The sequence below is a fragment of the Dolichospermum compactum NIES-806 genome (genome assembly GCF_002368115.1).
GTDB lineage: Bacteria > Cyanobacteriota > Cyanobacteriia > Cyanobacteriales > Nostocaceae > Dolichospermum > Dolichospermum compactum.
The window spans coordinates 1,297,193-1,321,930 of the sequence record NZ_AP018316.1; the positions used below are offsets into that span (position 1 = coordinate 1,297,193).

The 24,738-nt window shown below is 36.9% G+C and carries 28 protein-coding genes and 2 pseudogenes; 13 read left to right on the forward strand and 17 right to left on the reverse strand.

Annotated elements, in window-relative coordinates; genetic code table 11:
* Positions 1-53: 53 nt before the first annotated feature.
* Positions 54-809: a Uma2 family endonuclease gene (locus tag CA730_RS06350; RefSeq protein ID WP_096665304.1), complete on the reverse strand. Its 756-nt coding sequence runs from the start codon at positions 807-809 to the stop codon at positions 54-56.
* A 137-nt stretch (positions 810-946) separates the two neighbouring features.
* Between CA730_RS06350 and CA730_RS06355 the strand changes: the two genes are divergently transcribed.
* A complete protein-coding gene (locus CA730_RS06355; RefSeq protein ID WP_096665309.1) occupies positions 947-1,336 on the forward strand; it encodes a hypothetical protein in 390 nt (129 codons plus the stop codon).
* Positions 1,337-1,352: 16 nt separating this feature from the next.
* On the opposite strand, the gene CA730_RS06360 is transcribed toward CA730_RS06355, so the two are convergent.
* The 4 genes and pseudogenes from CA730_RS06360 to nifH form a co-directional block, all read right to left on the reverse strand.
* Complete coding sequence (locus CA730_RS06360) at positions 1,353-1,961, reverse strand: Uma2 family endonuclease (protein WP_096665312.1); 609 nt, start codon at positions 1,959-1,961, stop codon at positions 1,353-1,355.
* 208 nt (positions 1,962-2,169) lie between these two features.
* Positions 2,170-2,916 carry a hypothetical protein gene (locus CA730_RS06365; RefSeq protein ID WP_096665315.1) on the reverse strand — a complete coding sequence of 249 codons (747 nt, stop codon included), beginning with the start codon at positions 2,914-2,916 and terminating at the stop codon, positions 2,170-2,172.
* A 449-nt stretch (positions 2,917-3,365) separates the two neighbouring features.
* Complete coding sequence (gene nifD / locus CA730_RS06370) at positions 3,366-4,760, reverse strand: nitrogenase molybdenum-iron protein alpha chain (protein ID WP_096665318.1); 1,395 nt, start codon at positions 4,758-4,760, stop codon at positions 3,366-3,368.
* Positions 4,761-4,934: 174 nt separating this feature from the next.
* Positions 4,935-5,381 (reverse strand): annotated as a pseudogene (gene nifH, locus CA730_RS06375) (nitrogenase reductase); the annotation flags it as partial.
* A gap of 110 nt (positions 5,382-5,491) precedes the next feature.
* On the opposite strand from nifH, the gene CA730_RS06380 reads away from it, so the two are divergent.
* A complete protein-coding gene (locus tag CA730_RS06380; RefSeq protein WP_096665321.1) occupies positions 5,492-6,919 on the forward strand; it encodes an integrase in 1,428 nt (475 codons plus the stop codon).
* 60 nt (positions 6,920-6,979) lie between these two features.
* Complete coding sequence (locus CA730_RS06385; RefSeq protein ID WP_015081303.1) at positions 6,980-7,585, forward strand: hypothetical protein; 606 nt, start codon at positions 6,980-6,982, stop codon at positions 7,583-7,585.
* Positions 7,586-7,603: 18 nt separating this feature from the next.
* Here CA730_RS06385 and CA730_RS06390 read toward each other — a convergent pair whose 3' ends face one another.
* The 11 genes and pseudogenes from CA730_RS06390 to nifB form a co-directional block, all read right to left on the reverse strand.
* Positions 7,604-7,828 (reverse strand): type II toxin-antitoxin system HicB family antitoxin, encoded by a 225-nt coding sequence (locus tag CA730_RS06390; protein ID WP_096665324.1) that lies wholly within the window; start codon positions 7,826-7,828, stop codon positions 7,604-7,606.
* Positions 7,829-7,830: 2 nt separating this feature from the next.
* Positions 7,831-8,061: a hypothetical protein gene (locus tag CA730_RS06395; protein ID WP_096665327.1), complete on the reverse strand. Its 231-nt coding sequence runs from the start codon at positions 8,059-8,061 to the stop codon at positions 7,831-7,833.
* Positions 8,061-8,234 (reverse strand): type II toxin-antitoxin system HigB family toxin, encoded by a 174-nt coding sequence (locus CA730_RS06400; protein WP_407644796.1) that lies wholly within the window; start codon positions 8,232-8,234, stop codon positions 8,061-8,063. Before CA730_RS06400 ends, CA730_RS06395 begins: the two co-directional genes overlap by 1 nt.
* Before the next feature lie 192 nt (positions 8,235-8,426).
* Positions 8,427-8,705 (reverse strand): type II toxin-antitoxin system RelE family toxin, encoded by a 279-nt coding sequence (locus CA730_RS06405; protein ID WP_096665330.1) that lies wholly within the window; start codon positions 8,703-8,705, stop codon positions 8,427-8,429.
* Positions 8,686-8,898: a hypothetical protein gene (locus CA730_RS06410; RefSeq protein WP_096665337.1), complete on the reverse strand. Its 213-nt coding sequence runs from the start codon at positions 8,896-8,898 to the stop codon at positions 8,686-8,688. The genes CA730_RS06405 and CA730_RS06410 overlap by 20 nt, the downstream gene beginning before the upstream one ends.
* A gap of 212 nt (positions 8,899-9,110) precedes the next feature.
* The gene (locus tag CA730_RS06415) at positions 9,111-11,360 is read right to left on the reverse strand and encodes a WD40 repeat domain-containing protein (protein WP_096671326.1); all 2,250 of its coding nucleotides are present in this window, start codon (positions 11,358-11,360) and stop codon (positions 9,111-9,113) included.
* A gap of 253 nt (positions 11,361-11,613) precedes the next feature.
* Positions 11,614-12,045, reverse strand: a pseudogene (locus tag CA730_RS06420) (AAA family ATPase); the annotation flags it as partial.
* Between the two features lie 206 nt (positions 12,046-12,251).
* Positions 12,252-13,151 carry a Fe-S cluster assembly protein NifU gene (nifU, locus tag CA730_RS06425; protein WP_096665343.1) on the reverse strand — a complete coding sequence of 300 codons (900 nt, stop codon included), beginning with the start codon at positions 13,149-13,151 and terminating at the stop codon, positions 12,252-12,254.
* Between the two features lie 96 nt (positions 13,152-13,247).
* Positions 13,248-14,456, reverse strand: a complete 1,209-nt coding sequence (gene nifS, locus CA730_RS06430; protein ID WP_096671328.1) for a cysteine desulfurase NifS — start codon at positions 14,454-14,456, stop codon at positions 13,248-13,250.
* Between the two features lie 108 nt (positions 14,457-14,564).
* Positions 14,565-14,909 (reverse strand): DUF362 domain-containing protein, encoded by a 345-nt coding sequence (locus CA730_RS06435; protein WP_096665346.1) that lies wholly within the window; start codon positions 14,907-14,909, stop codon positions 14,565-14,567.
* A 92-nt stretch (positions 14,910-15,001) separates the two neighbouring features.
* The gene (gene nifB, locus CA730_RS06440; protein WP_096665349.1) at positions 15,002-16,441 is read right to left on the reverse strand and encodes a nitrogenase cofactor biosynthesis protein NifB; all 1,440 of its coding nucleotides are present in this window, start codon (positions 16,439-16,441) and stop codon (positions 15,002-15,004) included.
* Positions 16,442-17,625: 1,184 nt separating this feature from the next.
* Here nifB and CA730_RS06445 point away from each other — a divergent pair.
* The 10 genes from CA730_RS06445 to CA730_RS06495 all read left to right on the forward strand — a co-directional run bounded on the left by CA730_RS06445 (position 17,626) and on the right by CA730_RS06495 (position 23,999).
* A complete protein-coding gene (locus tag CA730_RS06445) occupies positions 17,626-18,066 on the forward strand; it encodes a DUF2141 domain-containing protein (RefSeq protein ID WP_231940002.1) in 441 nt (146 codons plus the stop codon).
* Positions 18,067-18,616: 550 nt separating this feature from the next.
* Positions 18,617-19,348, forward strand: a complete 732-nt coding sequence (gene cysE / locus CA730_RS06450; protein WP_096665356.1) for a serine O-acetyltransferase — start codon at positions 18,617-18,619, stop codon at positions 19,346-19,348.
* Positions 19,349-19,376: 28 nt separating this feature from the next.
* Positions 19,377-19,631, forward strand: coding sequence for an Asr1405/Asl0597 family protein (locus CA730_RS06455; protein ID WP_096671330.1), 255 nt, complete (start codon positions 19,377-19,379; stop codon positions 19,629-19,631).
* Positions 19,632-19,901: 270 nt separating this feature from the next.
* Positions 19,902-20,108: a DUF2949 domain-containing protein gene (locus tag CA730_RS06460; protein WP_027404318.1), complete on the forward strand. Its 207-nt coding sequence runs from the start codon at positions 19,902-19,904 to the stop codon at positions 20,106-20,108.
* A gap of 432 nt (positions 20,109-20,540) precedes the next feature.
* Positions 20,541-21,671: a homocitrate synthase gene (nifV, locus tag CA730_RS06465; protein WP_096665359.1), complete on the forward strand. Its 1,131-nt coding sequence runs from the start codon at positions 20,541-20,543 to the stop codon at positions 21,669-21,671.
* A complete protein-coding gene (locus CA730_RS06470) occupies positions 21,661-21,948 on the forward strand; it encodes a nitrogen fixation protein NifZ (RefSeq protein WP_096665361.1) in 288 nt (95 codons plus the stop codon). Before nifV ends, CA730_RS06470 begins: the two co-directional genes overlap by 11 nt.
* Positions 21,923-22,126 carry a putative nitrogen fixation protein NifT gene (nifT, locus tag CA730_RS06475; protein WP_096665364.1) on the forward strand — a complete coding sequence of 68 codons (204 nt, stop codon included), beginning with the start codon at positions 21,923-21,925 and terminating at the stop codon, positions 22,124-22,126. The genes CA730_RS06470 and nifT overlap by 26 nt, the downstream gene beginning before the upstream one ends.
* 156 nt (positions 22,127-22,282) lie before the next feature.
* The gene (locus CA730_RS06480; protein ID WP_096665367.1) at positions 22,283-22,825 is read left to right on the forward strand and encodes a (2Fe-2S) ferredoxin domain-containing protein; all 543 of its coding nucleotides are present in this window, start codon (positions 22,283-22,285) and stop codon (positions 22,823-22,825) included.
* 473 nt (positions 22,826-23,298) lie between these two features.
* The gene (locus CA730_RS06490; protein ID WP_096665371.1) at positions 23,299-23,622 is read left to right on the forward strand and encodes a nucleotidyltransferase domain-containing protein; all 324 of its coding nucleotides are present in this window, start codon (positions 23,299-23,301) and stop codon (positions 23,620-23,622) included.
* A complete protein-coding gene (locus tag CA730_RS06495; protein WP_096665374.1) occupies positions 23,619-23,999 on the forward strand; it encodes a HEPN domain-containing protein in 381 nt (126 codons plus the stop codon). Before CA730_RS06490 ends, CA730_RS06495 begins: the two co-directional genes overlap by 4 nt.
* Positions 24,000-24,251: 252 nt before the next feature.
* Here CA730_RS06495 and CA730_RS06500 read toward each other — a convergent pair whose 3' ends face one another.
* Entirely contained in the window at positions 24,252-24,449 is a 198-nt protein-coding gene (locus tag CA730_RS06500) for a hypothetical protein (RefSeq protein WP_039200944.1), read from the reverse strand.
* Between the last annotated feature and the right edge of the window lie 289 nt (positions 24,450-24,738).

The following is a 24,738-nucleotide window of genomic DNA, read 5'->3' on the forward strand; positions in this document are numbered from 1 at the left end:
AGATTATAATTAGATTCCCGACCTCTCAAAGAAGTCGGGGATCTAAATTTAAATTAAATTGTATCTGGATCAATATTTAATTCTCGCAACTTTGCTGCTAACCGTTGAGCTTTTTCATCAAACATTGTTGCTCTTTGAGCTTCAATTGCTGCTCTTTGTGCTTCAATTGTTGCTCTTTGTGCTTCAAATTCTGCACTTTCTTCCGGTGTAGGAACTAAATATCCAGCAGATGTAAAATACCTTAATAAACCCCGGTCAATTCCCAAATATAAACCCAGTTCTTGACTCCATAAATGTCCATTTTCATTCGGTTCTACAACTTGATATTTACCATGTATTAAATAAAAACCTGCAAATTCTAAGCTATAGGGATCAAACCAAAAATACTCAGGTGTGCGGAAAATATCTTGATAAAGTTCTTTTTTAGTTTCTCTGTCAGTTTTCGCTGTAGTTGGTGAAAGAATTTCCACAATCAGGTTAGGATATTTACCATTTTCTTCCCATACAACCCAACTTTTTCTAGTTTTTCGTTCTGTTCCTAAAACCACGAAAAAATCTGGACCTCTCACATCTTTTGATTTTTTTTGATGAGGACTATAGTAAATACTCAGGTTTCCGACAGCATAAAAATCAGTTCTCTCTTTCCATAACCATTTGAGTGATTTTATTAAGATCATTATTTGTTCGAGATGCAGTTCTGTTTCCACGGGAGGTTCATCACTATAGAGGTCACTGGGTGGGAAAATTATCTCTTCTGATATATCTCCTAATGTGTTAGATGGAGATTCTGGCGCTTGAGTAATCATCATGATATGATACCAAGTAATTATTTGTTAATGATAACATGACTCCGAAAATGTTAAGTTATACCTACACAACACCAAAAACATTTCTAATTATGTTTATGAAAATGTTACGATATCACTGGTAGTAGAGGAGAACAACAATGAAAAAAGCATTGACGATCAAAATACTCATTTCATCCCTAACTTGCTTAAATATATTTACCCCTCATCAGGTTGCGGCTCAACTTTTACCACAACCTTGGGTAACGGTGGGAAGTAAAGATAGTGAAGTTACCTATGGTGCGGGTGTTAAGGTTTTAGGTTTTGGTGTTGAAGTAGGAAGGGGTCCTCAAGGTGCTATGGGAGCAGATTTTTTAAAATTCTTGAGTTTACCAGTTATTTCACCTTATGTCGGAATTGGTTGGTATTCGGAAGATCAAGGAGTGGCTGTTTCTGGTGGTGTACAAGTAGTCACTAGCGATCATGTTTTTGTGGGTGCTGGTTACAATTCTGTGCGAGGAGTTAATGGTCAAATTGGTGTAAAATTTTAGAGAATGTTTGGATTTTTTAATTCTTTTTTTCAATTCCCTTGTCGTCCGTTAAGCCTTCTATTTCTTCTTCAGTAAAAATAGGAGGCCATAATTCAGAAACAGCTAATTCCCAACCTGGAAAAAGTTCTGGTAAAGTTAAAATATCGCCATTATGAAAAACTATTGGTTCACCTTGAGAAGGATAAACTGTTACTGTTTCTTCATCAGGATCAATTAAAATTCCAATAATTGCACCTAATTTGATCAAGTTGAGAATCTTATTTTTTAATGTTTTAATTTTATCACTTTGAGATTTAATTTCTACTACTAAATCTGGTACAAGTTCGCCAAAATAGCGAGGACTTTGACGCAGACGTGCAGCCCGAACAAAAGAAACATCCGGTGCGGTGAGGTTGCTATCAGGTAAAATAAAACCACCAGCAGAATCAAATACTCTTCCTAAACGACGAGGATTTACCCAAGCGAAGAGAAAAGCAATTAAACGACTGCTAATTTCACTAGATACAATATCTGATGGACCCACAATAGAAATTCTCCCGTTTGTTAATTCAACATCGTAATCTAAACCAGCTTCACTAAAAGCAGTTTGAACTTGTTCTACATCTTTCAGGGTCATGATTGGCATAAATTTATGCTCCTTGTTATAAATGTCAGTTATTAATATTTTAAACCATTTGTCAGAATCAGGATATCCAGGATTTTAGGATTTACAGGATGTAATTGATTATTTTTTTGATTTTTTCAAATTATGTTGGGTTGCGCTGTTGCTTAACCCAACCTACCGATTAAAAATTTTATCCTTTGTGCTTTCAACGCTCGTTTGTTAAAACAAACTATAAGTTCTGATTTATATAATCATAATGCTTTTTGGACATTTCTCCTGACAATATACTCATATCACAAAAATCCTCTTCCGATATGTTTGCAGGAATACGATGAATAGACTGACATATTTGTAACCAGTTATCTTCATAATTCATATTCAATCCATTGGTTTTATTAAGCAAGAAAACAAACGAATACCAACCAAACTTTATATATTTATGAACATGAGGAAATCTAAACAATTCTGCATTTATGATTCCAAACCTTTGTTTAGCATGAATGGTTGTATTACGCATTTTTCTATAGATATTTTCACAGTATCCATTCAAATAATCTAGTTCTTCTGGTGTAGCATTATGTGACATTAAAAGGTTTTTCCATTTTTCATAGAAAGATTTTCCTAATACATTGTTGTCAATAACGTCATTGATCACAGATTCCATCTTCATTTGAAAAAATATTGCTGCATTAATGCAGTATTTAGCCTCCGCTTCACGTAAAGCTATAAGATAACTACTCCAGTGTAAAGCATTTATAGGATCAGCAGAATCTACATCAATATCTCGTACTGTTAGGTTTGAAGATAAAATGTCTATATCATGATTTTCTTTGAAATCATAAGAAACAACATGGATGTTATTATTATTCAAAGCCCTTGGTATAGGTTCAATATATATAAGATATGCTTTATACAACTCATCTAAGGCTTTATTTCCTGCATATTGGGCGATATCAAAATAATTTAGATCAAGCATATTCAAACTAAGTAAACTTGGTTAATATAATAACATTTTTTCTAAGACATATTTCTGATTGTGTTATGGATATTAATACTAAAAAACACCTAAAACACCTGATATAACTAGGTTTCGCTAAAAGAGAATCAAAAATTTAATAAAAATATGATTTCTGATTATTGAATCCCTTACTATGTAAGGACTTAACCTGATATCAAGTATTAATTTTCTCTAACTAGTCTAGGAGAGCCATTTAGTCTAGAAAATCAAAGCAAAAAAAGTTATTCAATTTTACCAAACCACCAAACATCAAAAATTAATAACTTAATAAAACCTGGAAAAGTCACCCTTTCACCACTTGCAGTTATCCATAAACAATGTTATGATAGAACATAATAAAATCAATTTAGGCTAAAAACTAAAATATCAAAATTGCCCAACTAAAAAACCTCCCAAAAAACCTTAAACTAACGCACCTTTCCAGCAACATAATCAAGTTCGGAGTAATCCCAAGAGTGCATTTGACGGAAAGGAAGACCCATCTTTTGGAAGACATACTTCTCTTTCACACCAGAAGCAACTAAGTCTGGCTTCAATGCTTTGATGAACTCTTCAAATTCGTAAGCGGTAACGTCGTCATAAACGATAGTTCCGTTTTCGATGTAGTGAGTAGTACGTTTATAGTCGTCACTGTGAGCGAACTCATAACCAGTACCAATCATCTTCATTCCCAAATCTTGGAAAGCGGGAACAACGTGACGGGGACGTAAACCACCAACCATCATTGCAACTGTCTTACCTTCCAAACGGGGGCGATATTGACTAACGATCGCATCCATAGTAGGTTGGTACTTAGCAATTACTTTTTCAGCATTTGCTTGGATCTTCGCATCAAACTTAGAAGCGATTTCGCGTAAAGATTCAGCAATCTTGGTAGGACCAAAGAAATTATACTCAAGCCAAGGTATACCGTAGGCCTCTTCCATGTGACGGCTGATGTAGTTCATCGAGCGGTAACAGTGGATGAGGTTCATCTTCACATTTGGTGTCATCAACATTTCGTTGATTGTACCGTCACCAGACCATTGAGCCACAACGCGCAAACCGATTTCTTCTAAAAGGATACGGCTGGCCCAAGCGTCACCACCGATGTTATAGTCACCAATGATGGCTACGTCATAAGGAGTGCCTTCAAATTTCAATGTACCGTCTTTCTTGCCTTGATCTGCTTTGGGGAATACCCAGTCACGAATCATGTCGTTAGCGATGTGGTGTCCTAAAGACTGAGACACACCACGGAAACCTTCGCAACGGACGGGAATAACTGGCTTACCGATGGTTTTGGATGTCTTTCTAGCTACTGCTTCGATGTCATCCCCAATCAAACCGATAGGACATTCAGATTGAATAGAAACCCCACGATTTAAGGGGAATAATACATCTAATTCTTCAATTAATTTAGTCAGTTTCTTGTCACCACCAAACACGATATCGCGTTCTTGGAAGTCGGAGGTGAAGTGCATAGTACCGAAGGTATCAACACCTGTTGTACCTAAGTAGTAGTTACGACGACCAGACCAAGACCAGTAACCGCAACCAACAGGACCATGACTGATGTGGATCATGTCCTTGATAGGACCCCAAACCACACCTTTAGAACCTGCGTAAGCACAACCACGAGCGGTCATTACACCGGGTAAGGATTTGATGTTAGATTTAACACCACAATCAGCCTTACCTTCTTCAAATACGTTTAAATGCTTTTCACGCTTCTTAGCAGCTTTTTCGGGGTAAGCTTTGAGAACTTCTTTAACTAGTTCTTTTCTTTGTTCAACAATCTTCTTGTCATCGGTCGAAGCCATTGTTAGTCTCTCTTGCTTCTAAAGGAACGAAAATAGGGATGAGGTATTTGGGGACATGAAGTCCCCCGTAGCGATAGGGGAAATGTTGGTCAAAGGTGAGAGCTTTTGATGTGCTTGCTCTCTGCCTTCTTCCTGGTGCGAGAAAATTCTTTCTTGGCAGCGAATTATACTGATTTATGCTTTAGCAATCAATTTTGCAGCATTTTCTTCGCTTTCAAGAATACCGAATTCAATCAACAATTCTTCCAATTCTTCCATTTCGATAGGTGTAGGGATGGTGAGGTTAGTGTTGTTGATGATCTTCTTAGCTAGTGCGCGGTATTCGTTAGCTTGTTTACTTTCTGGTGCATACTCGTTCACTGTCATCCGACGTAGTTCAGCGTGTTGAACTATGTTGTCGCGGGGAACGTAGTGAATCATTTGGGTGTTCAACCGTTTTGCCAAGGTTTCGATTAATTCGATTTCTCGGTCTGTGTTACGGCTGTTACAGATCAAACCACCTAAACGAACTCCACCGGAGTGAGCATATTTAAGTACACCACGAGCGATGTTGTTTGCAGCGTACATCGCCATCATTTCACCTGATGTAACGATGTAGATTTCTTGTGCTTTACCTTCACGGGGAAGAGTAATAAGATAATTTTAAAAGCCGGAAAATATTCATTTTTAACTATGTTTGCCGCAATCATTGTCTAGAGTGAACAGTTTTTTTATTAGGGTAAATCTAGGGTATGAGCAGAACACAGGAAGCATTTGCCGATTTTCACCAAACAGCTATTACCGACGGGGGATATTTAGGCAGAATGCAAGCAGTAGAAAATCAAGAAAATCACCTAACGGCAAAACTGACAACAGAATTAAAGGCAATTAATGCTAGACTAAGAGCCTCTAGGGTGAGTGTTTCTGTCAGAAAATCCGGTAATTCATTACAGTTGAGAACTACCTTACCTATTAAACCAGGTGATATTGATAAAAACGGTAGCGGCACAAAGCAATATGATATTTCTTTGGGTATTGCCTTCAGTTTTGATGGTTTAAATACGGCGGAGGAAGAGGCTAATGAGTTAGGAAAATTGATTGCTAGAAAACAATTTATTTGGACTGATAAATATTTAGGCAAAACTAGATTTAAAGCGAAATTTCTCACGATAGGAGAGTTGGTTTCTGAGTTTGAAAACAACTATTTTAAAACTAGGAAATGCACTCTCAAAAGTAACAATACTTTTAGTAGTTATTTCTATATTGCTAACACACATTTACCAAAGGATAAAATAGCGATAAATGCTAATTTTATTGATGCTGTGAAATTTTGCCCATCTTCGGATAGTGTGAAAAATGAATTAATTAAGGTAATTAGGGTTTTGTGTAAATGTTCTGGTTTAGAAGTTCCAGAATTGAGTAATTTAAAAATCAAAGCTATTTCTCAACGTAAGCGTGATATACCTACAGATACGGAAATAGAACAGGAATATCTCAAGTTTGAAAATTATGCTATTAATCGTTCGAGTAAGTTGATAACTAGAGAAGATAGAAATAATTGGAAATTGTGGAGATGGGTATATGGGATGTTAGCAACTTATGGATTAAGACCAATTGAAATTTTTGTGCATCCTGATTTGAATTGGTGGTTATCTTCGGAAAATGTGATGAATACCTGGCGTGTTAATGAAGAATGTAAAACCGGGGAAAGAGAAGCTTTACCATTATATCCGCGCTGGGTAGAAACTTTTAATTTAACCACAGATACCGAAGCAATTGAATTATTAAAGGCAAAAATTAAAGATAAAGTTACCAGTCGAGAAATCAACTCTGCACGACATGGTACAGATAGATGGTTTAGATTTGTGGGGATTCCTTTTCAACCCTATGATTTACGGCATGGTTGGGCAATTCGAGCGCATTTAATGGGGATTCCCATCAAAGCTGCTGCTGATAATTTAGGTCATTCTGTGAATATGCACACATCCATTTATCAAAAGTGGTTTAGTTTGGAAAATCGCAAGGTGGCAATTGAGGAAGCAATTAAGAAAAAATCAAAAGTGGAAGATTTACAAGATATGGTGATTAAATTGGAACAGGAAAATGAGAGGTTAAGAATTGACAACGAAAGATTAAGGTTACAGATGGGACACAGTTTGATAAAAATTGAGTTAGGATAAGAGTTAGCCTCACCCAGAGGCGCAAAGAGTAATTTTATAAAACTAGGAATGTTACAAGATATGTCTTATAGTCAATTTACATCTATTGGTAAGGTTAAAGAAGCTTTTGGTTTAAAAACTCAGGAAGGTGGGCGTTTTATTCCTATTCTTGAAAAAATTGAACCATCTGTGACGCTAAAAGCATATCTTGAAGAAAGTTTACCGCTGGCTGGTTCTGCTAGTGAAAAAGCACGTTCGGAAGGGATTATTTACCCAGTTTTGTTAGAAGTCAGAAGAATTTTAAATCGGCAAATTAGTTTATTTTCGGGTGAAGATTTTACAGTTGATGAGTCAGTGGGACTTAATGGAATTTGCGATTTTCTATTAAGTAGTTCTCCTGAAGTGTTAGAAATTGAAGCCCCTGTAATTGTCATTGTTGAAGCAAAAAAGGCTGATTTAAGAACTGGGTTTGGACAATGTATTGCAGAGATGGTGGCCGCGCAAAGATTTAATGCTGCTAAAAATAATCCCCTTCGTGTTATTTATGGTGTAATTAGTAGTGGTACACAATGGCGTTTCCTGAAGTTGGAAAATGATCTTGTTACTATTGATTTAATGGATTATTCTCTCCCTCCTGTGGAAGAAATTTTGGGTATGTTAGTTTGGATGATGCAAAATGGCGGGTAATTCAGCAATTAAAAGTTACTAATCAATTGTCATAGAAGAACCTACCATTAAAGGCTGTGGAAGTGATCTTCCTTGTAACTGATATTCTTCCATTAAAAGTTCTAATACTTCTTCTCCATTTTTTAGAGCTTCTGCATAGCTTTCTCCGTGAGTATGGGCATAAGGACCGAACTCTGGAAAACTGACTACATATTTTTGATCTTCATCTGACCACTGAATTAAAATACTGTAATGGTGATTCATAATTACTCTTCCTCTAGTTCAGGAATATGTTCATTTTCATAGTTTTCAATTAAAACTCCGATGACTTCCATGAGTGAAGCAAGGGGATGGTTTTCATCTTCACCAACTTGATCTATCAGAGAATCTAGTATATAAACTAAGTGTTCATATTCCTGTTCTGTGTGAGGAACAAAGACATTTTCGGCAATGGATGACCAAGCATTAATGGTTTTTTCAAAGTTTAAAGTTTGCATTATTCTTTCCACTTTCCTTCATCATATTCTGAATGTGTTAGCACAGCACGGATATAGATTTTTTGGCGGTTATAATGAATTGCTGCAATTAGTCTAACTTTGTTACCACCAATATTAAAAACTGTCAATTTACCAACTTGAAATGTATTTTTCTTGATCTGGCTTGACTGCAATTTGCATCTTTATCTCCTTATCTTTGAATTGATAACAATTCTCAAAGTTATATCCTTAATCCTAATTAAAGCATTAAATCACTTACTTGGACACACTAAATATGATTCCTACGGAGCGCTAGTTCCCTCCGGGACGCTACCGCGAACGCTATCGCATCCCCACAATGCACATCTTTATTAATTTAAAAACTTTTATTTATAAACATCTCCTCTTGTACCAATTGTGAAAATTTCAACTTCACCAGATTGGGTATTAACTGTAAAGACAATTCTGATTTTACCAATACGTAATCTATAAAATCCTTCCCAATCTCCTTTCATTTTTTTAATATCAAGTTCTGTAAAGGGAATAATGGCTTGTTCTTCGACAAAATATAGAAGTTGGGATATTTTTTCCTGGATTTTCTCAGCATCTTCAAGATTTGCCTTTTCTAAAAACTTAATAGCATTATTACGAAATTTTATGGCCATTTTTCACCCACTCTGTCATATCAACTAATTCTTCATCTTGATAATCTGATGGTGAACCAAATATTTCATCTAGTTCTTCTTGTTCTTCGTCACTTACATAGGGTATGAGGACTTGACAAAGTAACATTCTTTCTTCTCGCAAAACTTCGCGGATGCTTTCTTTGATTATTGCTTTAAGTTCTTGGATTTCCATGAGTATTATCCTTGAGAATAAAAGTATTATACCGTCTTTAGTAGAAGCGATCGCTCTCACAACTCACAACACCAGAAATGCGATTCCTACGGAGCGCTTCGCTATCGCTCTCAAAACCCACAATACCCGAAAAGCGATTCCTACGGAGCGCTTCGCTATCGCTTTCAAACCTACAATATCGGAAATGCGATCGCACTCATACACTCATCAGGCTAAACCCTTTTTTGCTGCCACACTGAAATCGTGCCATCACGATAACTACTCACTAAAACTTCTCCATTACCACTGAAATCAAGCGAAGTAACTCTATTTAAGGTTTCTTGAAGGATACAAATCTCGCTGCCAGTTTTTATATCCCAAAGTTTGATACTGTCTGTACTGTCTGATCCACTAAAAGCCAAAATTTGCCCATTGGGATGGAAAGCCAAGCAACTTCCCCAACCTTGATGGTAACGATTAATAATCTGTATTTTTTCTCCAGAACTAACTTGCCATAGGGTGATATTTGCAGTTCCTGCAATTGCTAAAATTTCACCATCTGGACTAAACAGCACTGGATCTGGATCTCCAGGGTCAGTATCACCTTCAGCGTAATCAGTGTTGATATTACGAATCAACTTACCAGTTGCAAGCTCCCATATTCCAAACTCAGACATATTATGCCGAGTAGCAACAAGGCGTTTATCTGGACTGAAGATAATTTGGGATGGGAACTGATAGTTACCAATAAGCGTACAAACAGTTTCACCATTAGGAACTTGCAGAACTTTAATTTGTAACTTTGCACCATCGAAATTTGTAGATTTTTCACGAATCGCTAGTAAGTCTCCATACTGATTTAAATATCTTGAACCCCAAGAAGGAAAGGAAGAATTATCAGCATCAGGATCAGGTATCATTGCCTGAATTTCTCTACCTGTTGATACTTCCCATAGGACAATATCTGTCCAATAAACACTAACTAAAAATTTACCGTCACGACTAAAGGTGATTTTGTGAGCAGAACCCGAATGAGACTTAGATTCAAAGGAACGGAGGAAAGAACCAGTTTGTGTGTTCCAGAGTCTAATCATGTCATTGTTGCCACTACTAGCGATCGTCTTTCCATCAGGACTAACAGCTACCTGGTCACGATCCCCGAAACCATCACAACATACTCTGGAAGCTGATACCGCATGACCAGCAAGGGTTTTAAGTTTTTTCCCACTGTTTACATCCCACAGAGTAATCCCACCATCATTGTCGCCGTGTCCGGTGGACAAAATTTGTCCATCTGGACTAAAAGCAAGCCTTTTGATCGGTTGTTTGGAAACACTGGTAAAAGTCTGAATCGTTGTAGGTGGTTCTGATAATCCTTTTTTGAGTTGCCATAGGGTAATTGTGCCAGTTATATCACCACTTGCTAAAAGCTGATCATTAGGACTGAAAGCAAGGGATACAATTTTTTTTGATTTGTTTATCGACATCAATTCATGAGTCCATTCTACGCTCCGTAATAGATTCTTTCCCCATTGCATTTCATACTCCATTTCAGACAGCTTAGGGCTGAAAATTAAGAGAAATTTATCGAAAGCAGAAGATATAAATTTTTTTAAACCTACAGATTCTTTCTCTACAGATTCTTCCTCTGCAAGTTTTTTCGCTACAAAGTCTTCCCATCCAAACTTTGGAAACCTACAAATTTCCTTACCCGTAAGAGTTTCTGACAATACAATAACTGTTTGATTACTATCTTGAGTATCATTATCTCCAGAATTACTGGCTAAGATGCGACCATCTGAACTCAACGCAATAACACCAGTATATTTATTGTGTCCTGTAATATCTGGCACTGTGATACTACAAAGCTCTGTCCCCGTTTCGACTTCCCACAGCTTTATTGTTTCATACGTCCTGAACCAGATTAAACTGGCAAAGATTTTGCCATCTGGGCTAAACTGATTGCCATAAATATCCCATACGTTGTCCCCAACGGAAAGAGTATGAATTTCTTTTCCAGTGGATGTTTCCCACAGCTTGATGATCCCAGCATCTTTATTGGTTGAGACTGCTATTTGCAAATCTGGACTGAGAGCAACATTTTCCCACTGGTAATCCTTAAAAGGTGACTTTAGTGCTTTTATGATAACTGCTTTGCCTAGTGCCAAATCCCAAACAAAACCCTTACAAGTCCAAGTATAAGCTAAAGCTTTTTTATTCGGGCTAAAAAATAACGATTTGCAAAACAAAAAATCAATCTCTCTGTCAACTTCTTGAAGATCGGCAAAATTAGCGGTATAGAGTTGTTGACCAGTTGCTACATCCCAGAGTTTGATTGGTTCAGTTGATTCTCTATGGAAGCTGGCTAATATTTTTCCATCTGGACTAAAGGCAATTTGATCTACATAGTTGGAAGTAGTGGGTAAACATTCCCAAACTTGATTGTTATTTTCAGAATGTTGTGGTTGTGTATTTGAGTCCATAAAGATAAATTCTCCTCACTGTTGGTAGATACTGCTCTTTTCTAAATCTAATTATAACCCACCAAATCAGTAACACATTTGTCAAAAATCATGTATCTCTCTTGACACAAGGTAAAAAATAGGGTAAACAAAAGAATAAACCCTAACAAAAACCCCATTTCCCCAATATTTCCCAGGGCAAAAATAGGGCATAAAAAAATCAAACTTCCCAACCAATTGCATTAACAAAAACCCTAGACAAAATAGCTTAATCTTCACGGATAGGCATAGCAAAACCACCGCATACAACGTCACCCAATACGTCGTAAGATACGAAATCTAAATCTACGTAAGCACCGTTTTCTTCTAGGAAGTTAATAGCGGTGATAATACCACGACCGGCGCAACCTACACCGGGTTCTGGACCACCGGATTCCACGCATTTAACGTCGCGGAAACCTTTGAGCATTACTTCATGAAGTTCTAGGTCTTCAACAGATCCTCTTTCAGCAGCCAAGTGAAGAACGGTTGTTTGAGCTTTGGAGTGAAGCATCAAACGGGTAGAGTCAGCTTTAGGATCGCAACCTACGATCATGATGCGTTGACCCATTTCAGCCATAGCGGCTAAAGTATTTTGAGAAGTGGTAGATTTACCGATACCGCCCTTGCCGTAGAAAGCTATCTGTCTAATTTTGTCGTCAGTCATTGTTCGTGTTTCCTAGAATTAGTTGATTGGTGATTTTGTCTATTGGTTCTCACGGCCAAGTTCTACGGCGGTGAGCGTTTGTAGAACGTCGCTATCTATGGAGGCGATCGCTCTACAGAAAATTTGGTTGTTTTCATGGTGTTTATTGGGTTGTAAGAATAATTGGTTAATGGGCGTTGAAAACCCTGGATGGGGAGACCCCGCCCCTACACTGCTTCGACAATAATTTCTTTGCTGATGCGATCGCGTAATCTTGCTTCAATCGCAATCTTTAAAGTAGCTGTGCTGCTAGAACATGAACCGCAAGCACCTTTAAGAATTACTTTAATTTTATCGCCTTCCACATCATAAAGTTCCACATCTCCCCCGTCGGCGATTAAAACGGGTCGGACTTCTTCATCTAATACTTTTTGAATCAGAGCAATTTTTTGAACTGTAGTTAGTGGTCTTTGTGGCTCTGAACTGAGAATTTCTGTTTTAGCGTTTGCCCTGTAGTTGTAGAGATTTTTGTTGGCGGCTTCCTGCTTTACTTCTCTTATTATATCATCAATCTTCGTTAAACAAGAACCGCATCCGCCACCAGCTTTTACATAATTTGTTACTTGCTCTGCACTGAAGAGATTGTTTTGTGCAACTGCTTTCTTTATCTTAGCATCAGTTATTCCGAAACAGCTACAGATGAGGACACCTTCTTCATCGTCATGTGCCTCTAAAGGAATGCCACGATAATTATAAATCGCAGCTTCTAAAGCCTCTTGACCCATAACAGAACAGTGCATTTTAGCTTCAGGTAAACCACCTAAATAATCGGCGATTTCCTTATTTGTCACTCCCAAAGCTTCATCTAAAGTCAAACCTTTGACCATTTCAGTTAAAGCACTCGAAGATGCGATCGCACTGGTACAACCAAAAGTTTGAAACCGAGCATCAATAATTTTATCTGTTGCTTCTTCAACTTTCAAATGTAATCTTAAAGCATCACCACAAGCAATACTTCCCACTTCACCAGTTGCCAGTTTAACACCAGTTTCGCCAGTTTCTTCAATCGCGCCCTGGTTTTTAGGATCGTAAAATAACTCTAATACTTTATCAGTGTAGTCCCACATAGTTAATTTTAGATTTTGGATTTTAGATTTTGGATGGGTGATTGGTAATTGGTGATTGGTAATAGAGGAATCCCATTACCTATTACCTATTACCTATTACCTATTTACTAAAGTTTGTCCTTGCTGTTGTAACCAACCTGCTTCATCATTTTTGAAGGGAGATAAAGCTCGCAGACGGTCAACAATTTCCGGCATGACTGCAATTACTTGATCAATTTCAGCTTCAGTTGTGTAGCGAGAAAGACTGAAGCGAATCGAACCATGTAAAGTAGTATAGGGCAAACCCATAGCTCGTAAAACATGAGAAGGTTCTAGAGAACCAGAAGTACAAGCAGAACCAGAGGAAGCACAAATACCGTACTTATTTAATGAGAGCAAAATTGCTTCACCTTCAATATATTTGAAACCGATATTTGTAGTATTTGGCAATCTATTTTTGATATCACCATTTACTTCACAATCAGCAATTTTAGCCAGAAGAGATTTTTCCAAATAATCGCGCAACTTTCTTTCCTTAGTAGTTGCCTCTTCCAAATGTGATCGTTCCAATTCCGCAGCTTTTCCTAAAGCAATAATTCCCGGAACATTCTCTGTACCGCCTCTGCGTCCTCGTTCTTGATGTCCACCAACTAATAGAGGACGGAAACGAACCCCACGTCTCACATACAAAGCACCAATACCTTTAGGAGCATGAATTTTGTGACCAGATATAGTTAACATATCTATGGTGCTGGTCTTCATATTCAAGGGTATTTTGCCTACCGCTTGCACTGCATCAACGTGGAAGAGAGCGCCGTATTCCTTAACCATAGCACCAATTTCTTCAATTGGAAATATAGTGCCGGTTTCATTATTGGCATACATTACTGTTACCAAAGCAGTATTACCAGTTAGAGAAGCTTCTAACTCACTCAAATCTATTTGTCCCTTAGCATTTACTGACAAATAAGTAACTTGATAACCTTTAGATTCTAATTGTTTGCAGACATTTAAAACTGCCGGATGTTCTACTTGGGAAGTGATGATGTGACGTTTTTCTGGTTGAGCTAATAACGCCGCATGAATAGCCGCATTATCGCCTTCAGTTCCGCAACTGGTAAAAACAATTTCTGATTCGTCTGCTCCCAGTAAAGCCGCAACTTGTTCTCTAGCTGTCTTTACAGCCTTTCCAAGTTGTCCACCAAAAGTGTGCATACTAGAAGGATTAGCATAATAGTCCGTCAAATAAGGCATCATTGCCTCAACAACTTGAGGATCTATTTTAGTGGTGGCATTATTATCAAGATAGATGCAATTATTTTGCATAGTTTCCATATAAATATTATGAGTAATCAGGGGGAATTCTTAATTGGTGATTGGTGATTGGTAATGGGTAAAGGTAATTGGGAAAAGCTATTACCTATTACCCATTACTTATATAACTACTTGTCCTTGGTGCTTTTGCAATTGTTCGGAAAACTTTTGGGAATAAGAGTTATACCAATTCTCCCAATAGTCTTGTTTATTGGTTAACTTTGCTAAAACACGGTTGTAAGTAGCAAACCAACTTTCCCAATAATCACTAGGTTGTTTAACGCAACCATCAACAGTAGGACAACTGGCTTTACATTGAGGTACGGTATGAATACTACCAGCGCAATTTGTGCAAAGTTCAGAGTCAATCCAGTAATTACCGTCAACTTCTTGAATTGCACCGGTAGGACAAACAGATAAACACAACTTGCAGGAAATACACTGGCTAGTAATTTCGTAAGCCATGATTATTTACCTCTGAGATTTTAGATTTTAGATTTTAGATTTTAGATTAGAGTTAATTCAATAAAATCCAAAATCCAAAATCCAAAATTGAATTACCCATTAGCCTTAATATATTGCTCGTAAAATTCTAAAGCAACCTTTTCAATTACGTCATAGGCTTCAACAGTTTGGATTCCTGCTGCTTCTAATTTTTCCTTGGGACAATTGCCTATTTTCGATACCAAGACTGCTTTACAATCTGCGATCGCCTTCATTATATTGTCTGCGGTAGCCTCTTCGCTGTAACCACCTTGACAATATTGATCAATCTTGCGGTGACTAACAAAACGAACTTCATTACCATCAACTTCATAAACTTGAAATTCTTTGGCGTGTCCGAAGTGTTGGTTAACTAATCCACCACCTTTTGTTGCTACTGCAATCAAAATTTTAGGACTATTAGCAGATTTTTTGCCAGTTGATACTTTATCTTTTGCAGCCTTAATTTCTTCTCTAAATTTCTCAATACCTTCGTGAACTTCTTGGCGGGTTTCCAAGTTATATTCTGGAGCCATTTCCATGAACTTATCTTTAGTAAATTCTTGGCTACGGTCTTCTCCTAATAATCCTACCGCATCTGCTCGACACTGGCGACAGTGGCGCATCATTTTCATGTTACCAGAACAATTGTCTTGGACTTCTTTCAGTTCTTTTCCTGTTGGTCCCCGTTGACCAGTTAAACCGAAATGAGTCCCATGTTCTGGTGCAGAAATTAGCGGCATAATGTTATGTAAGAATGCGCCTCTTTCACGAATAGCCTTATTAACTTCTACCAAATGTTGATCATTAATTCCGGGAATCATTACGGAATTAACTTTGCATAAGATATCAGCTTCTTTGAGAGCTTGCAATCCTTCCAACTGTTTTTCTAGAAGAATTTTTGCTCCTTCAACCCCTCTGTAACGCTTGCGTTTATAGTGAACCCAAGAATAGATTTGTGCGCCTATTTCGGGGTCAATGGTATTAAGGGTAATAGTAACGTGATCTATATTTAATTGTTTAATGCGATCAATATGTTCTGTCAGCATCAAACCGTTAGTAGATAAGCACAATTTAATATCTGGTGCTTTATCGGCAATTAATTCAAAAGTCCGAAAAGTTTTTTCTGGATTAGCCAAAGGATCACCAGGACCTGCAACTCCCAATACAGTCATTTGGGGAATTTTTCCGGCAATTACTAACACTTTATGTGCAGCTTCTTCCGGTGTGAGTAATTCACTCACTACTCCAGGACGACTTTCGTTAGCGCAGTCATACTTGCGGTTACAATAGTTACATTGAATATTGCAAGCTGGAGCGACGGCAACGTGCATCCGTGCATAGTGATGATGAGCCTCTTCACTATAGCAAGGGTGTTTAGAAATACGCTCTATGAGTTTTTCGTCCATTTCTGGAGTTGTGGTGCTGTCGCAACCGCAAGCAGCAGATGTAGCGGGGGTGATAATGGCATTCTGAAAGTCGGAGGTGAGAATATCTGTAGCAGGTAGTGTCATTGAATTTCGCTGTTGGAGGTGGACTTGAGAGCCACTGTGGGAGATGCTTTTACTACTGCCAATACCTAAATTATTTTAGACATGGTGCTAATCTCATCCCTCCACTCACTTTTGACTGCTAACTTGGTTTTGTTAAGGAGCGTTAAGTGATTGGCGATAAATGATTTATAGCAGCCCTTTTTTTGTCCCCTTTGGTTTACACCAGGATAGAACTTATTGGATTTATTATGTTTGTACTCAAATCCTTAAATCCTTGCATTGCAACGATACAAAAATTAAAAAAGATTTTTTCGGGTAGGGGTACGAGTATTTATAGTTAGGGGTACGAGTATTTATAGTTAGGGGTTCAGGATTTCTTTGTACTCATCTCAAACTCAATACCTGCAAGGTTTTTGGCTATATTTTTAGCGAATTTTCCTGATATTCGACTGTACTCAACTTTCCTGCAAATTCTCCTAAAAACTCTTGTTATTCAGAGATTTGAGGTTAAAAAACTGGAGTAAAATCAACCCGATTACTCCAGGTACGTGCGAAATTCAATTCTGTATACAACCTATCATTTTTTTCTAGAGTAAAAATGCAATTTATATTTTTTTAAGTTTTTGATTATTCATGATATTTTTATAGCTGTATTGCTTACTGTATAGTGAGTATAGCTTCATTGCAACATCTATATTAATGCAGATAATTTGCAAAAGATTTAATTTTTTGATCATTATTTTTTGATGATATTGATAATTATGTTAGCCATGAACTTTCCCCCATTACTACGCTATAAATATAGTAAACAAAGCAGATTAGGAAAAATGTGATCAAAGTTATTGTTATCCATCCTGATGATAAATATGAGGCGGATACTGTTACAGTATAGATTTAATTTATTTATATGCGCCGCAACTTTAACAAATAAAATGTATTAGTATATAAGCATCTTTGTGACTGACGTGACGGGTGTTTGTAGTTCTCAAAATTTGGATTCGGTGAAGTTGCTGAATGCAGATTTAGTTATTGATTTTTGACATTTTGTTAATTTCTGTTATATTTACAAAAGTGTCTGTTAGATGATTCAGAAAATCTAACTTGACAATATGGCTGGGTGAAATATTAATTCTAATTTAATAGAGGGTAAATTAATGAAGAAAAAGTTAAACATTGCGTTGCAGAAAACATCAAGTCTGAGGCTAATGTTACTACTCCCTATATTGGGAAATTTACTCTTTTTAGCTAATGCTAAGGCAGAGTTGAATAGTAGTCTGACAATTGAAGTAGAGGGACTCAAAAACAAATCTGGACAAGTTTGTGCTACGCTTTTTGATAAAAGTCAAGGATTTCCTCGTGATAGTAAAAATGCTTTACAATCTCAATGTATCAAGATCACAGAACTATCTCAAAAACTGACTTTCAATAACTTGAGAGCAGGTAGTTATGCTGTTGGATTAATTCATGATGCCAATGAAAATGGTAATCTTGATACTGGTGCTTTTGGTGCGCCCATAGAAGGTTTTGGGTTTTCTAACAATCCAGAGGTTTTCACTGGACCGCCTAAGTTTAATGATTCGGCTGTTGCTGTATCTAAAACTACTACTGATATTAAGATTAAGATGAAATATTTCTTTGGTTCTTGATTGATATAGCAATCGTTCATACCCAGATCCCCGACTTCTAACATTGATTTATTATTTATGGACAGAATGAATCAAAGAAGTCGGGGATCTTATTACAATTTTGTATCCCCACATACAGCAAATAAATCCGAAAACAAAATAAAGAAATCCACCTTTCGACTACCAAAATAATAAAATAATAGTAGTAGTGAGTAATACATAAAATCTATATTTACTGTCATTAAGACAACGTTTATCAGGAAATGAGTACAACTAAATATATGGAAAAATATCTTGGCTAAATAGCTGTAAAGCCCTACAGGTTAAGAGGTCTGTGGTGAGTACAAAAAGGCTGCCTCCCTGATCTGAAAATACTAGTACCCCTGTGATAAAAAGCTAGTACCCCTACCCCAAGAGAAAATGTAAAGTTCTGTTAAATAGGGGTTTAAACCTATTGAGTACAAGCTTAATAAATTTAATAAATCTAATCTGCGTTGCTAATTTCTTCTGTTGGTGAGCTATCTGATATAAGCATGAAAACAGTACAGAATTTTTTCACCTAACAGTACCAATGCACCAGTCATTAAACAGGATCAGTAGGACTGAGACTATAAATACAAAGCTACGTAAAAATGAAGGTTCTAGATTTTTTTCAGAACCATTAATCAGTGATTTTCGGATTATTTTTGAGCGTGATCCAGCGGCACGTAATTGGTTAGAGGTGATATTTTGTTACCCTGGATTTCATGCTCTTTGTTTACATCGTCTTTCCCATTGGTTACACATCCACAAGGTGAGTTTTATTCCCCGGTTTATTTCCCATTTAGGACGGTTTTTCACAGGTATTGAAATTCACCCAGGGGCAAAAATTGGCAAGGGTGTATTTATTGATCATGGCATGGGTGTCGTGATTGGTGAAACTGCTATTGTGGGAGACTATACACTTATTTATCAGGGTGTAACATTGGGGGGAACTGGGAAAGAAAGCGGTAAACGTCATCCGACATTGGGTAATAATGTTGTTGTCGGTGCGGGTGCGAAAGTATTAGGAAATATTCAAATTAGCGATCGCGTCCGTATTGGTGCAGGGTCCATTGTCTTGGGTGATGTGCCTCCAGATGCCACTGTGGTGGGCATTCCTGGACGGATTATTGCTCCTAAGTCTAATCACCCCATTTCCCCCTTAGAACATGGCAAATTACCCGATATAGAGGCAGGTGTGATTCGTTCTTTACTCTCGCGGATTGAGCAGTTGGAACAACAAGTCCAAACTTTCACCAATCATCACCAAGATGATCAATAAAGTTAACTCCATAAATTGTGAATTACTGATGTCACCAAATTGTAACTTTTTAACTGTCGGTGAACAAATTTTGCAAGTTCCTTTAGGTGATAGATGGTGTATTTATCATCGGTTGCAAGAGTTGATGATTTCCTGTTCCTGTCCCCCGGATGGGTCTTTGCGCGTGCAAGTTAATAACCTAGAAGAAGCGATTCTTGTTCGTAGTACATTGATGCAATTTTTTGCTTCCCGTCATCAATTGGTGACATGGTTAGAGAATTGTTTGTGTAACGTTGTTGAGTAAAGATTGCTGGAAACAATCATGTTTTTTTGATTAGTACGACTGATAACAATTAATAATTCTAGCCCCGTCTAATCCAAAGCATATCAGAGGTTAATTTTTAATGCAAGTCTGATTGATCTCAAGTCATTATTCACTCACAAAATACCTTGCATATTCCAGATAATTCACATAAGCTAAGGTTCACTCAGTTAGCTAAAACTAAAAAAAATTAGTAATTGCTGATGGGAATAACCTGTCCCTTATGTTGATTGCAATTGTCAATGTCCAATTATGGTGATTAATCGTATTGATAGGAAGTTACTGCAATTTCTCCAAAAAGAACTGGCACTTTCCCAGGCTGATATTGCTGTAGCAACGCGACATCCTGAGTTCAATCATGGACCTTTACCGATGCTGCTTTGGCAATATGGTTTAGTGGATTTACAACAACTAGACAGAATTTTTGATTGGCTTGCAGAACATCCTGAATTGAGGTAGATGAAAAATTACCAGTAAACATAAGAGGTAAGAATTATGATTACTAGTACAGGTCGGCGGAAATAAATAGACCATTCCAAACTACTGGAAAGCTCATTCTATATTCGTTTTGACTTTTGACGAACGCCCTGCGGTACTAGTTTGGTTGCTGGTATGAGTATGTTATTTTTTACAGGATTTACTAATATTTATCTGGGTTATTGGCTATTAACAAAATCCACAAATAATACCACCAGAAATGTTGGATAAATTATACTTATTTTTTGTTTCTTGTCATACAGATGCAACAGAAATATTTGATTAATAATTAAGGATCGTAAATCATGATTCATGATTTATTCGCTCAATTTAGAATTTATTGCCCATCTACCACCATGAAGAATTGTAGCGAACAAGGATATTACAAAAAACTCCGCTAGAGGGATGTTGAAAATGTATCAAATCATGATTAATGATACGACATTACGTGATGGGGAACAGGCAGCAGGTGTTGCTTTTAACTTAGAAGAAAAAGTAGCGATCGCTCAATTCCTAGATGCCATTGGTGTCCATGAATTAGAGGTGGGAATTCCGGCAATGGGAGAAGAAGAAATTCGCGCCATTGTTGCCATTCGTAACTTAGATTTAAACGCTAAATTATTAGGTTGGAATCGCGCTGTATTATCAGATATAAAAGCTTCTATAGCCTGTGGACTAGAAAGAGTACATATTGCTATTCCTGTATCTGGAGTGCAAATTGCCGCTAAATTTCATGGACAATGGCGAGTAAGTTTACAAAAACTAAAAGACTGTATTAGCTTCGCATTAGATCAAGGTCTTTGGGTATCAGTTGGTGGTGAAGATTCTTCTAGAGCCGACGAAAACTTTCTCCAAGATGTTGCCATGTTATCACAAGAATGGGGCGCATCTCGGTTTCGATTTTGTGATACAGTTGGGGTACTTGATCCCTTCCGAACTCACCTAAAAGTTAAGCATTTAGTATCAACTCTATCAATTCCTATTGAGATTCACACCCATAATGATTTTGGACTAGCAACTGCTAACGCCTTAGCCGGAATCAAAGCTGGTGCTTTATCTGTAAATACTACCGTTAATGGACTAGGAGAAAGAGCCGGAAATGCCGCTTTAGAAGAAGTAATCATGGCTCTAAAATGTATTTACAGTGTTGACTTAGGAATTCAAACTCAACACTTGTTAAAACTATCTCAATTAGTCGCTAAAGCCTCCGGCGCTAATGTTCAACCTTGGAAAGCAATTGTGGGTGAAAATACCTTTGCTCATGAGTCTGGTATTCATGCTCATGGTGTTCTGCAAAACCCCGTTACTTATGAACCTTATGCTCCTGAAGATGTGGGTTGGGAACGGCGTTTAGTCATCGGTAAACATTCTGGTCGGCATTCATTATCTAATCTATTAGAACAGCATGGCATCTTTCTTGATTCTCAAGAAACCCAAGCTATTTTAGATGTAGTCCGTCAGCAATCAATCCTCAAAAAACGCAGTCTCACTACAGAAGAATTATTAAATTTAGTCAGCGAAAAAAGGTATTCCCATGCAACGTGATGAAATAGAACTGGACTCGCAACCCATTTTTGAAATTGGTCAAAAAGTTCGAGTTAAGAAACTAATCAAAAACGATGGAACTTTTCCAGGTAGAGAGATTGGGGAAGTTTTAGCAAACATTGGTGATGTTGGTTATGTCTCCAGCATTGGCACATTTTTGCAAGCTTATTATATCTATGCTGTCCATTTTTTGGAAACAGGGTACATCATCGGTTGTCGAAAAAGAGAACTAGAATCTGCTGAGGAAACACATGAAAGTAATGCTCCGAATGAATGATGCTGGTACTTTAGTTGTCTACGTCCCTAAAAAAGACTTAGAAGAAGAAGTAGTTAAAGAAACAGATGGTGAAGCAGGTAAAATTCTCACTTTAACTAATGGTTGGGAATTAGAATTTAGTGAATTTCCCGATAAAAGTCGTTTACCAGTAACAGTGGAAGCTAAACGTCTTTCTTAATGTCAGAATTCAGCCGTCAGTCGTTAACTATGGTTCTCGGTTGGATGGGTAGAAGAACCCCACCCCTCCCTGCAAGCGAGGAGGGGGACATGGATTAATTATCAATTGGTAATGTGGGGTTTATTATTTTTTATTTGAAACATAGAGTTATCGAAAATGGGTGAAAAATATTTGACCTTATCGGAATTGAATATTGAAGGACAGTTCTTAGGCTTTGTGGGTAAAGATGCTGGGAAATGTAAACATTTACAGTTAGCAGTTCCTGGGGGAAATATCAAACTAAAAATTCCTAAAAATTTACGTTGTTCGCTAGGTTTATCCTTAGTTCCTGGTGAACAAATTCGCATAGATGCTATTAGTAAATTAAATCTCCGTAACAATAAACTCAAACTGCAACTTTATCAAATTCAAGCCATTGGTTTTTGTGTGCTGGAAAATTTCCTTCCGCAACCCAAAGCCAAAATTATGGTATGTCAAAAATCTGGTTGTCTGAAACGGGGTGGAAAGGGGTTATTGTCAGACTTAGAAAAAACTTTAGGCGATCGCGGTTTATCTGATAAAGTGACAATTGAACATACCGACTGTCAAAAACGCTGTAGCAGCGCTCCCAATTGTGTTTTGATGTTAGGTAAAAAACAATACAAGAAAGTTCAGCCAGAAGCGATCGCATCTTTGCTAGAGAATCATTTAATTAGTTAATGGCTGGTGTTTATGTATTTATTCAATCATTCACTTGATCAATATCGGTGTGAATAAAATCATTACCTTTGAATAATAAAGGTTGATTTGTAGATTTTGCTAAAGCATTAGAAAAGTAAGGATTCAGGTGAGGTGATAAGATCCCCGACTTCTTTGATTAGACCTCTGCGAAAAAGATGTAGGGACAATTCATGAATTGTCCCTACCAAGGGTTTCAGGTTACGCATATTTAATTTTCGGAGATGTCTATTGTATTCGGAAAGGATAAATCTATCTTAGAAGTCGGGGATCTCGAAACAAGTGCTATAGCTGAATACTTACTGAGATTCATATATTTATTTAATATTTTGTCAAAATCAGGTGGTTATCTCGACTTCGCTCAATAACCACATGATTCTGACAATAATATGCTATTTTGAATATAGAATATATCAAAGTAACCATTAACTCAGAGTAATTGTTGATTAAAAATTATGCTAAATCAACCTATTTCCACTGTTTTAACCCAAGTACAACAAAACTTAAAACAACTTTATGGAGAACAGTTAGAAAAACTAATTTTATATGGTTCACAAGCTAGAGGAACAGCACAACCAGATTCAGATATTGATATTTTAATCGTGTTAAAAGATGTTTTCAACTATTCTCAAGAAAGTGAAAAAATTAGTCAATTAATTGCTGATTTGTGCCTAGAATATAATGTTTTAATCAGTTGTACTTTTGCTAATTCTGAACAATTAGAAAATCATAATAGTGGCTTTTTTCGTAATGTTAGAAAAGATGGTTTAGTAATATGAATCCTGAACAACAAAGATTGTTAGAAAAAGCTGAGAGGAGTTTACAAGCAGCAGTGGAACTTAACCAAAAAGGTTTTGCTGAATTTGCTGCTTCTCGTGGTTATTATGCCATGTTTTATATTGCTACGGCTTTTTTAGAAGGAGAAGGACTGGCTTATTCTAAACATTCGGCCGTTATTGCTGCTTTTGGAGAAAAATTTGCTCGCACAGAAAGAGTTCCTCGTGAATTTCATCGTTATTTAATTGATGCAGAAAGAACTCGTTTACGAGGTGATTATAATACTGATCCTAATATTACAGAAGCTGATGCGGATCTGATTATTCAAAGAACTATAGAAATTCTGAATTTTGCCAAAGCGAATATTGATTGTTTATAAATTTAGGCTATTTTGTCAGAATCAGGATATCCAGGATGATAGGATTTACAGGATAAAAGTTATATTTTCCTCCATTATCAATTAACAAAAGGATTCTCAATCTTTAGTCCAGTAATTCCTTTAAAATCACCGACATTTCTTGTTACTAAAAATGCGTCTTGATTTATTGCTGTAGCGGCGATAATTGCATCAGGAAGTTTAATATATCATCTGCTAGATAGTAAATAAAAATATTGGTATCATAAAGATATTTCATTCTTCCCATTCCTGACGCAGAGTATCTAAATGAGCTAACATTGCTGCTTTTTTATGCTTTAAAATTCCTTTGGCTTGAATAATTTTTTCATAGTCTTTTTTCCAATGTAATAGCATTGATTCTGGTACATCTACTGTAATTGAATCTTCATCTTGAGATACAAGATAATGTCTTGGTATTTTGATTAATGGCATAGTTTTATGCTCCTGTTTCTCTCAATTCCGATTGTAACATCATGACGATATTATAAAATTGTCAGAATCAGGATACCCAGGATTAAAGGATTTTCAGGATGCTTATTGCAAAATTTCTTTAGTCCGTTTTAACGGACTTTCGCTATGAGACTGGGAATTCATTCCCAGGCGGGTGATGATGCTTCACGAAGTATAATATTTTGTCAGAATCAGGATAACCAGGATTATAGGATTAACAGGATTGTTATTTGATGGTTGATCACCGTTGTTTATGTATTGATTCTTATAT

Bases quoted from the DNA above. Each gene is read 5' to 3' on its own strand.
- CA730_RS06385 (WP_015081303.1), top strand. From the start codon at position 6,980: ATGTCTTATAGTCAATTTACATCTATTGGTAAGGTTAAAGAAGCTTTT.
- CA730_RS06365 (WP_096665315.1), bottom strand. From the start codon at position 2,916: ATGCTTGATCTAAATTATTTTGATATCGCCCAATATGCAGGAAATAAA.
- CA730_RS06495 (WP_096665374.1), top strand. From the start codon at position 23,619: ATGAATCCTGAACAACAAAGATTGTTAGAAAAAGCTGAGAGGAGTTTA.
- nifV (WP_096665359.1), top strand. From the start codon at position 20,541: ATGTATCAAATCATGATTAATGATACGACATTACGTGATGGGGAACAG.
- nifB (WP_096665349.1), bottom strand. From the start codon at position 16,441: ATGACACTACCTGCTACAGATATTCTCACCTCCGACTTTCAGAATGCC.
- CA730_RS06390 (WP_096665324.1), bottom strand. From the start codon at position 7,828: ATGAATCACCATTACAGTATTTTAATTCAGTGGTCAGATGAAGATCAA.
- CA730_RS06410 (WP_096665337.1), bottom strand. From the start codon at position 8,898: ATGGAAATCCAAGAACTTAAAGCAATAATCAAAGAAAGCATCCGCGAA.
- nifU (WP_096665343.1), bottom strand. From the start codon at position 13,151: ATGTGGGACTACACTGATAAAGTATTAGAGTTATTTTACGATCCTAAA.
- nifT (WP_096665364.1), top strand. From the start codon at position 21,923: ATGAAAGTAATGCTCCGAATGAATGATGCTGGTACTTTAGTTGTCTAC.
- CA730_RS06350 (WP_096665304.1), bottom strand. From the start codon at position 809: ATGATGATTACTCAAGCGCCAGAATCTCCATCTAACACATTAGGAGAT.
- CA730_RS06395 (WP_096665327.1), bottom strand. From the start codon at position 8,061: ATGCAAACTTTAAACTTTGAAAAAACCATTAATGCTTGGTCATCCATT.
- CA730_RS06445 (WP_231940002.1), top strand. From the start codon at position 17,626: ATGTTACTACTCCCTATATTGGGAAATTTACTCTTTTTAGCTAATGCT.
- nifS (WP_096671328.1), bottom strand. From the start codon at position 14,456: ATGCAAAATAATTGCATCTATCTTGATAATAATGCCACCACTAAAATA.
- CA730_RS06380 (WP_096665321.1), top strand. From the start codon at position 5,492: ATGAGCAGAACACAGGAAGCATTTGCCGATTTTCACCAAACAGCTATT.
- CA730_RS06500 (WP_039200944.1), bottom strand. From the start codon at position 24,449: ATGCCATTAATCAAAATACCAAGACATTATCTTGTATCTCAAGATGAA.
- CA730_RS06455 (WP_096671330.1), top strand. From the start codon at position 19,377: ATGTCACCAAATTGTAACTTTTTAACTGTCGGTGAACAAATTTTGCAA.
- CA730_RS06435 (WP_096665346.1), bottom strand. From the start codon at position 14,909: ATGGCTTACGAAATTACTAGCCAGTGTATTTCCTGCAAGTTGTGTTTA.
- CA730_RS06355 (WP_096665309.1), top strand. From the start codon at position 947: ATGAAAAAAGCATTGACGATCAAAATACTCATTTCATCCCTAACTTGC.
- CA730_RS06470 (WP_096665361.1), top strand. From the start codon at position 21,661: ATGCAACGTGATGAAATAGAACTGGACTCGCAACCCATTTTTGAAATT.
- cysE (WP_096665356.1), top strand. From the start codon at position 18,617: ATGCACCAGTCATTAAACAGGATCAGTAGGACTGAGACTATAAATACA.
- CA730_RS06360 (WP_096665312.1), bottom strand. From the start codon at position 1,961: ATGCCAATCATGACCCTGAAAGATGTAGAACAAGTTCAAACTGCTTTT.
- CA730_RS06480 (WP_096665367.1), top strand. From the start codon at position 22,283: ATGGGTGAAAAATATTTGACCTTATCGGAATTGAATATTGAAGGACAG.
- CA730_RS06460 (WP_027404318.1), top strand. From the start codon at position 19,902: ATGGTGATTAATCGTATTGATAGGAAGTTACTGCAATTTCTCCAAAAA.
- CA730_RS06405 (WP_096665330.1), bottom strand. From the start codon at position 8,705: ATGGCCATAAAATTTCGTAATAATGCTATTAAGTTTTTAGAAAAGGCA.
- CA730_RS06490 (WP_096665371.1), top strand. From the start codon at position 23,299: ATGCTAAATCAACCTATTTCCACTGTTTTAACCCAAGTACAACAAAAC.
- nifD (WP_096665318.1), bottom strand. From the start codon at position 4,760: ATGGCTTCGACCGATGACAAGAAGATTGTTGAACAAAGAAAAGAACTA.
- CA730_RS06415 (WP_096671326.1), bottom strand. From the start codon at position 11,360: ATGGACTCAAATACACAACCACAACATTCTGAAAATAACAATCAAGTT.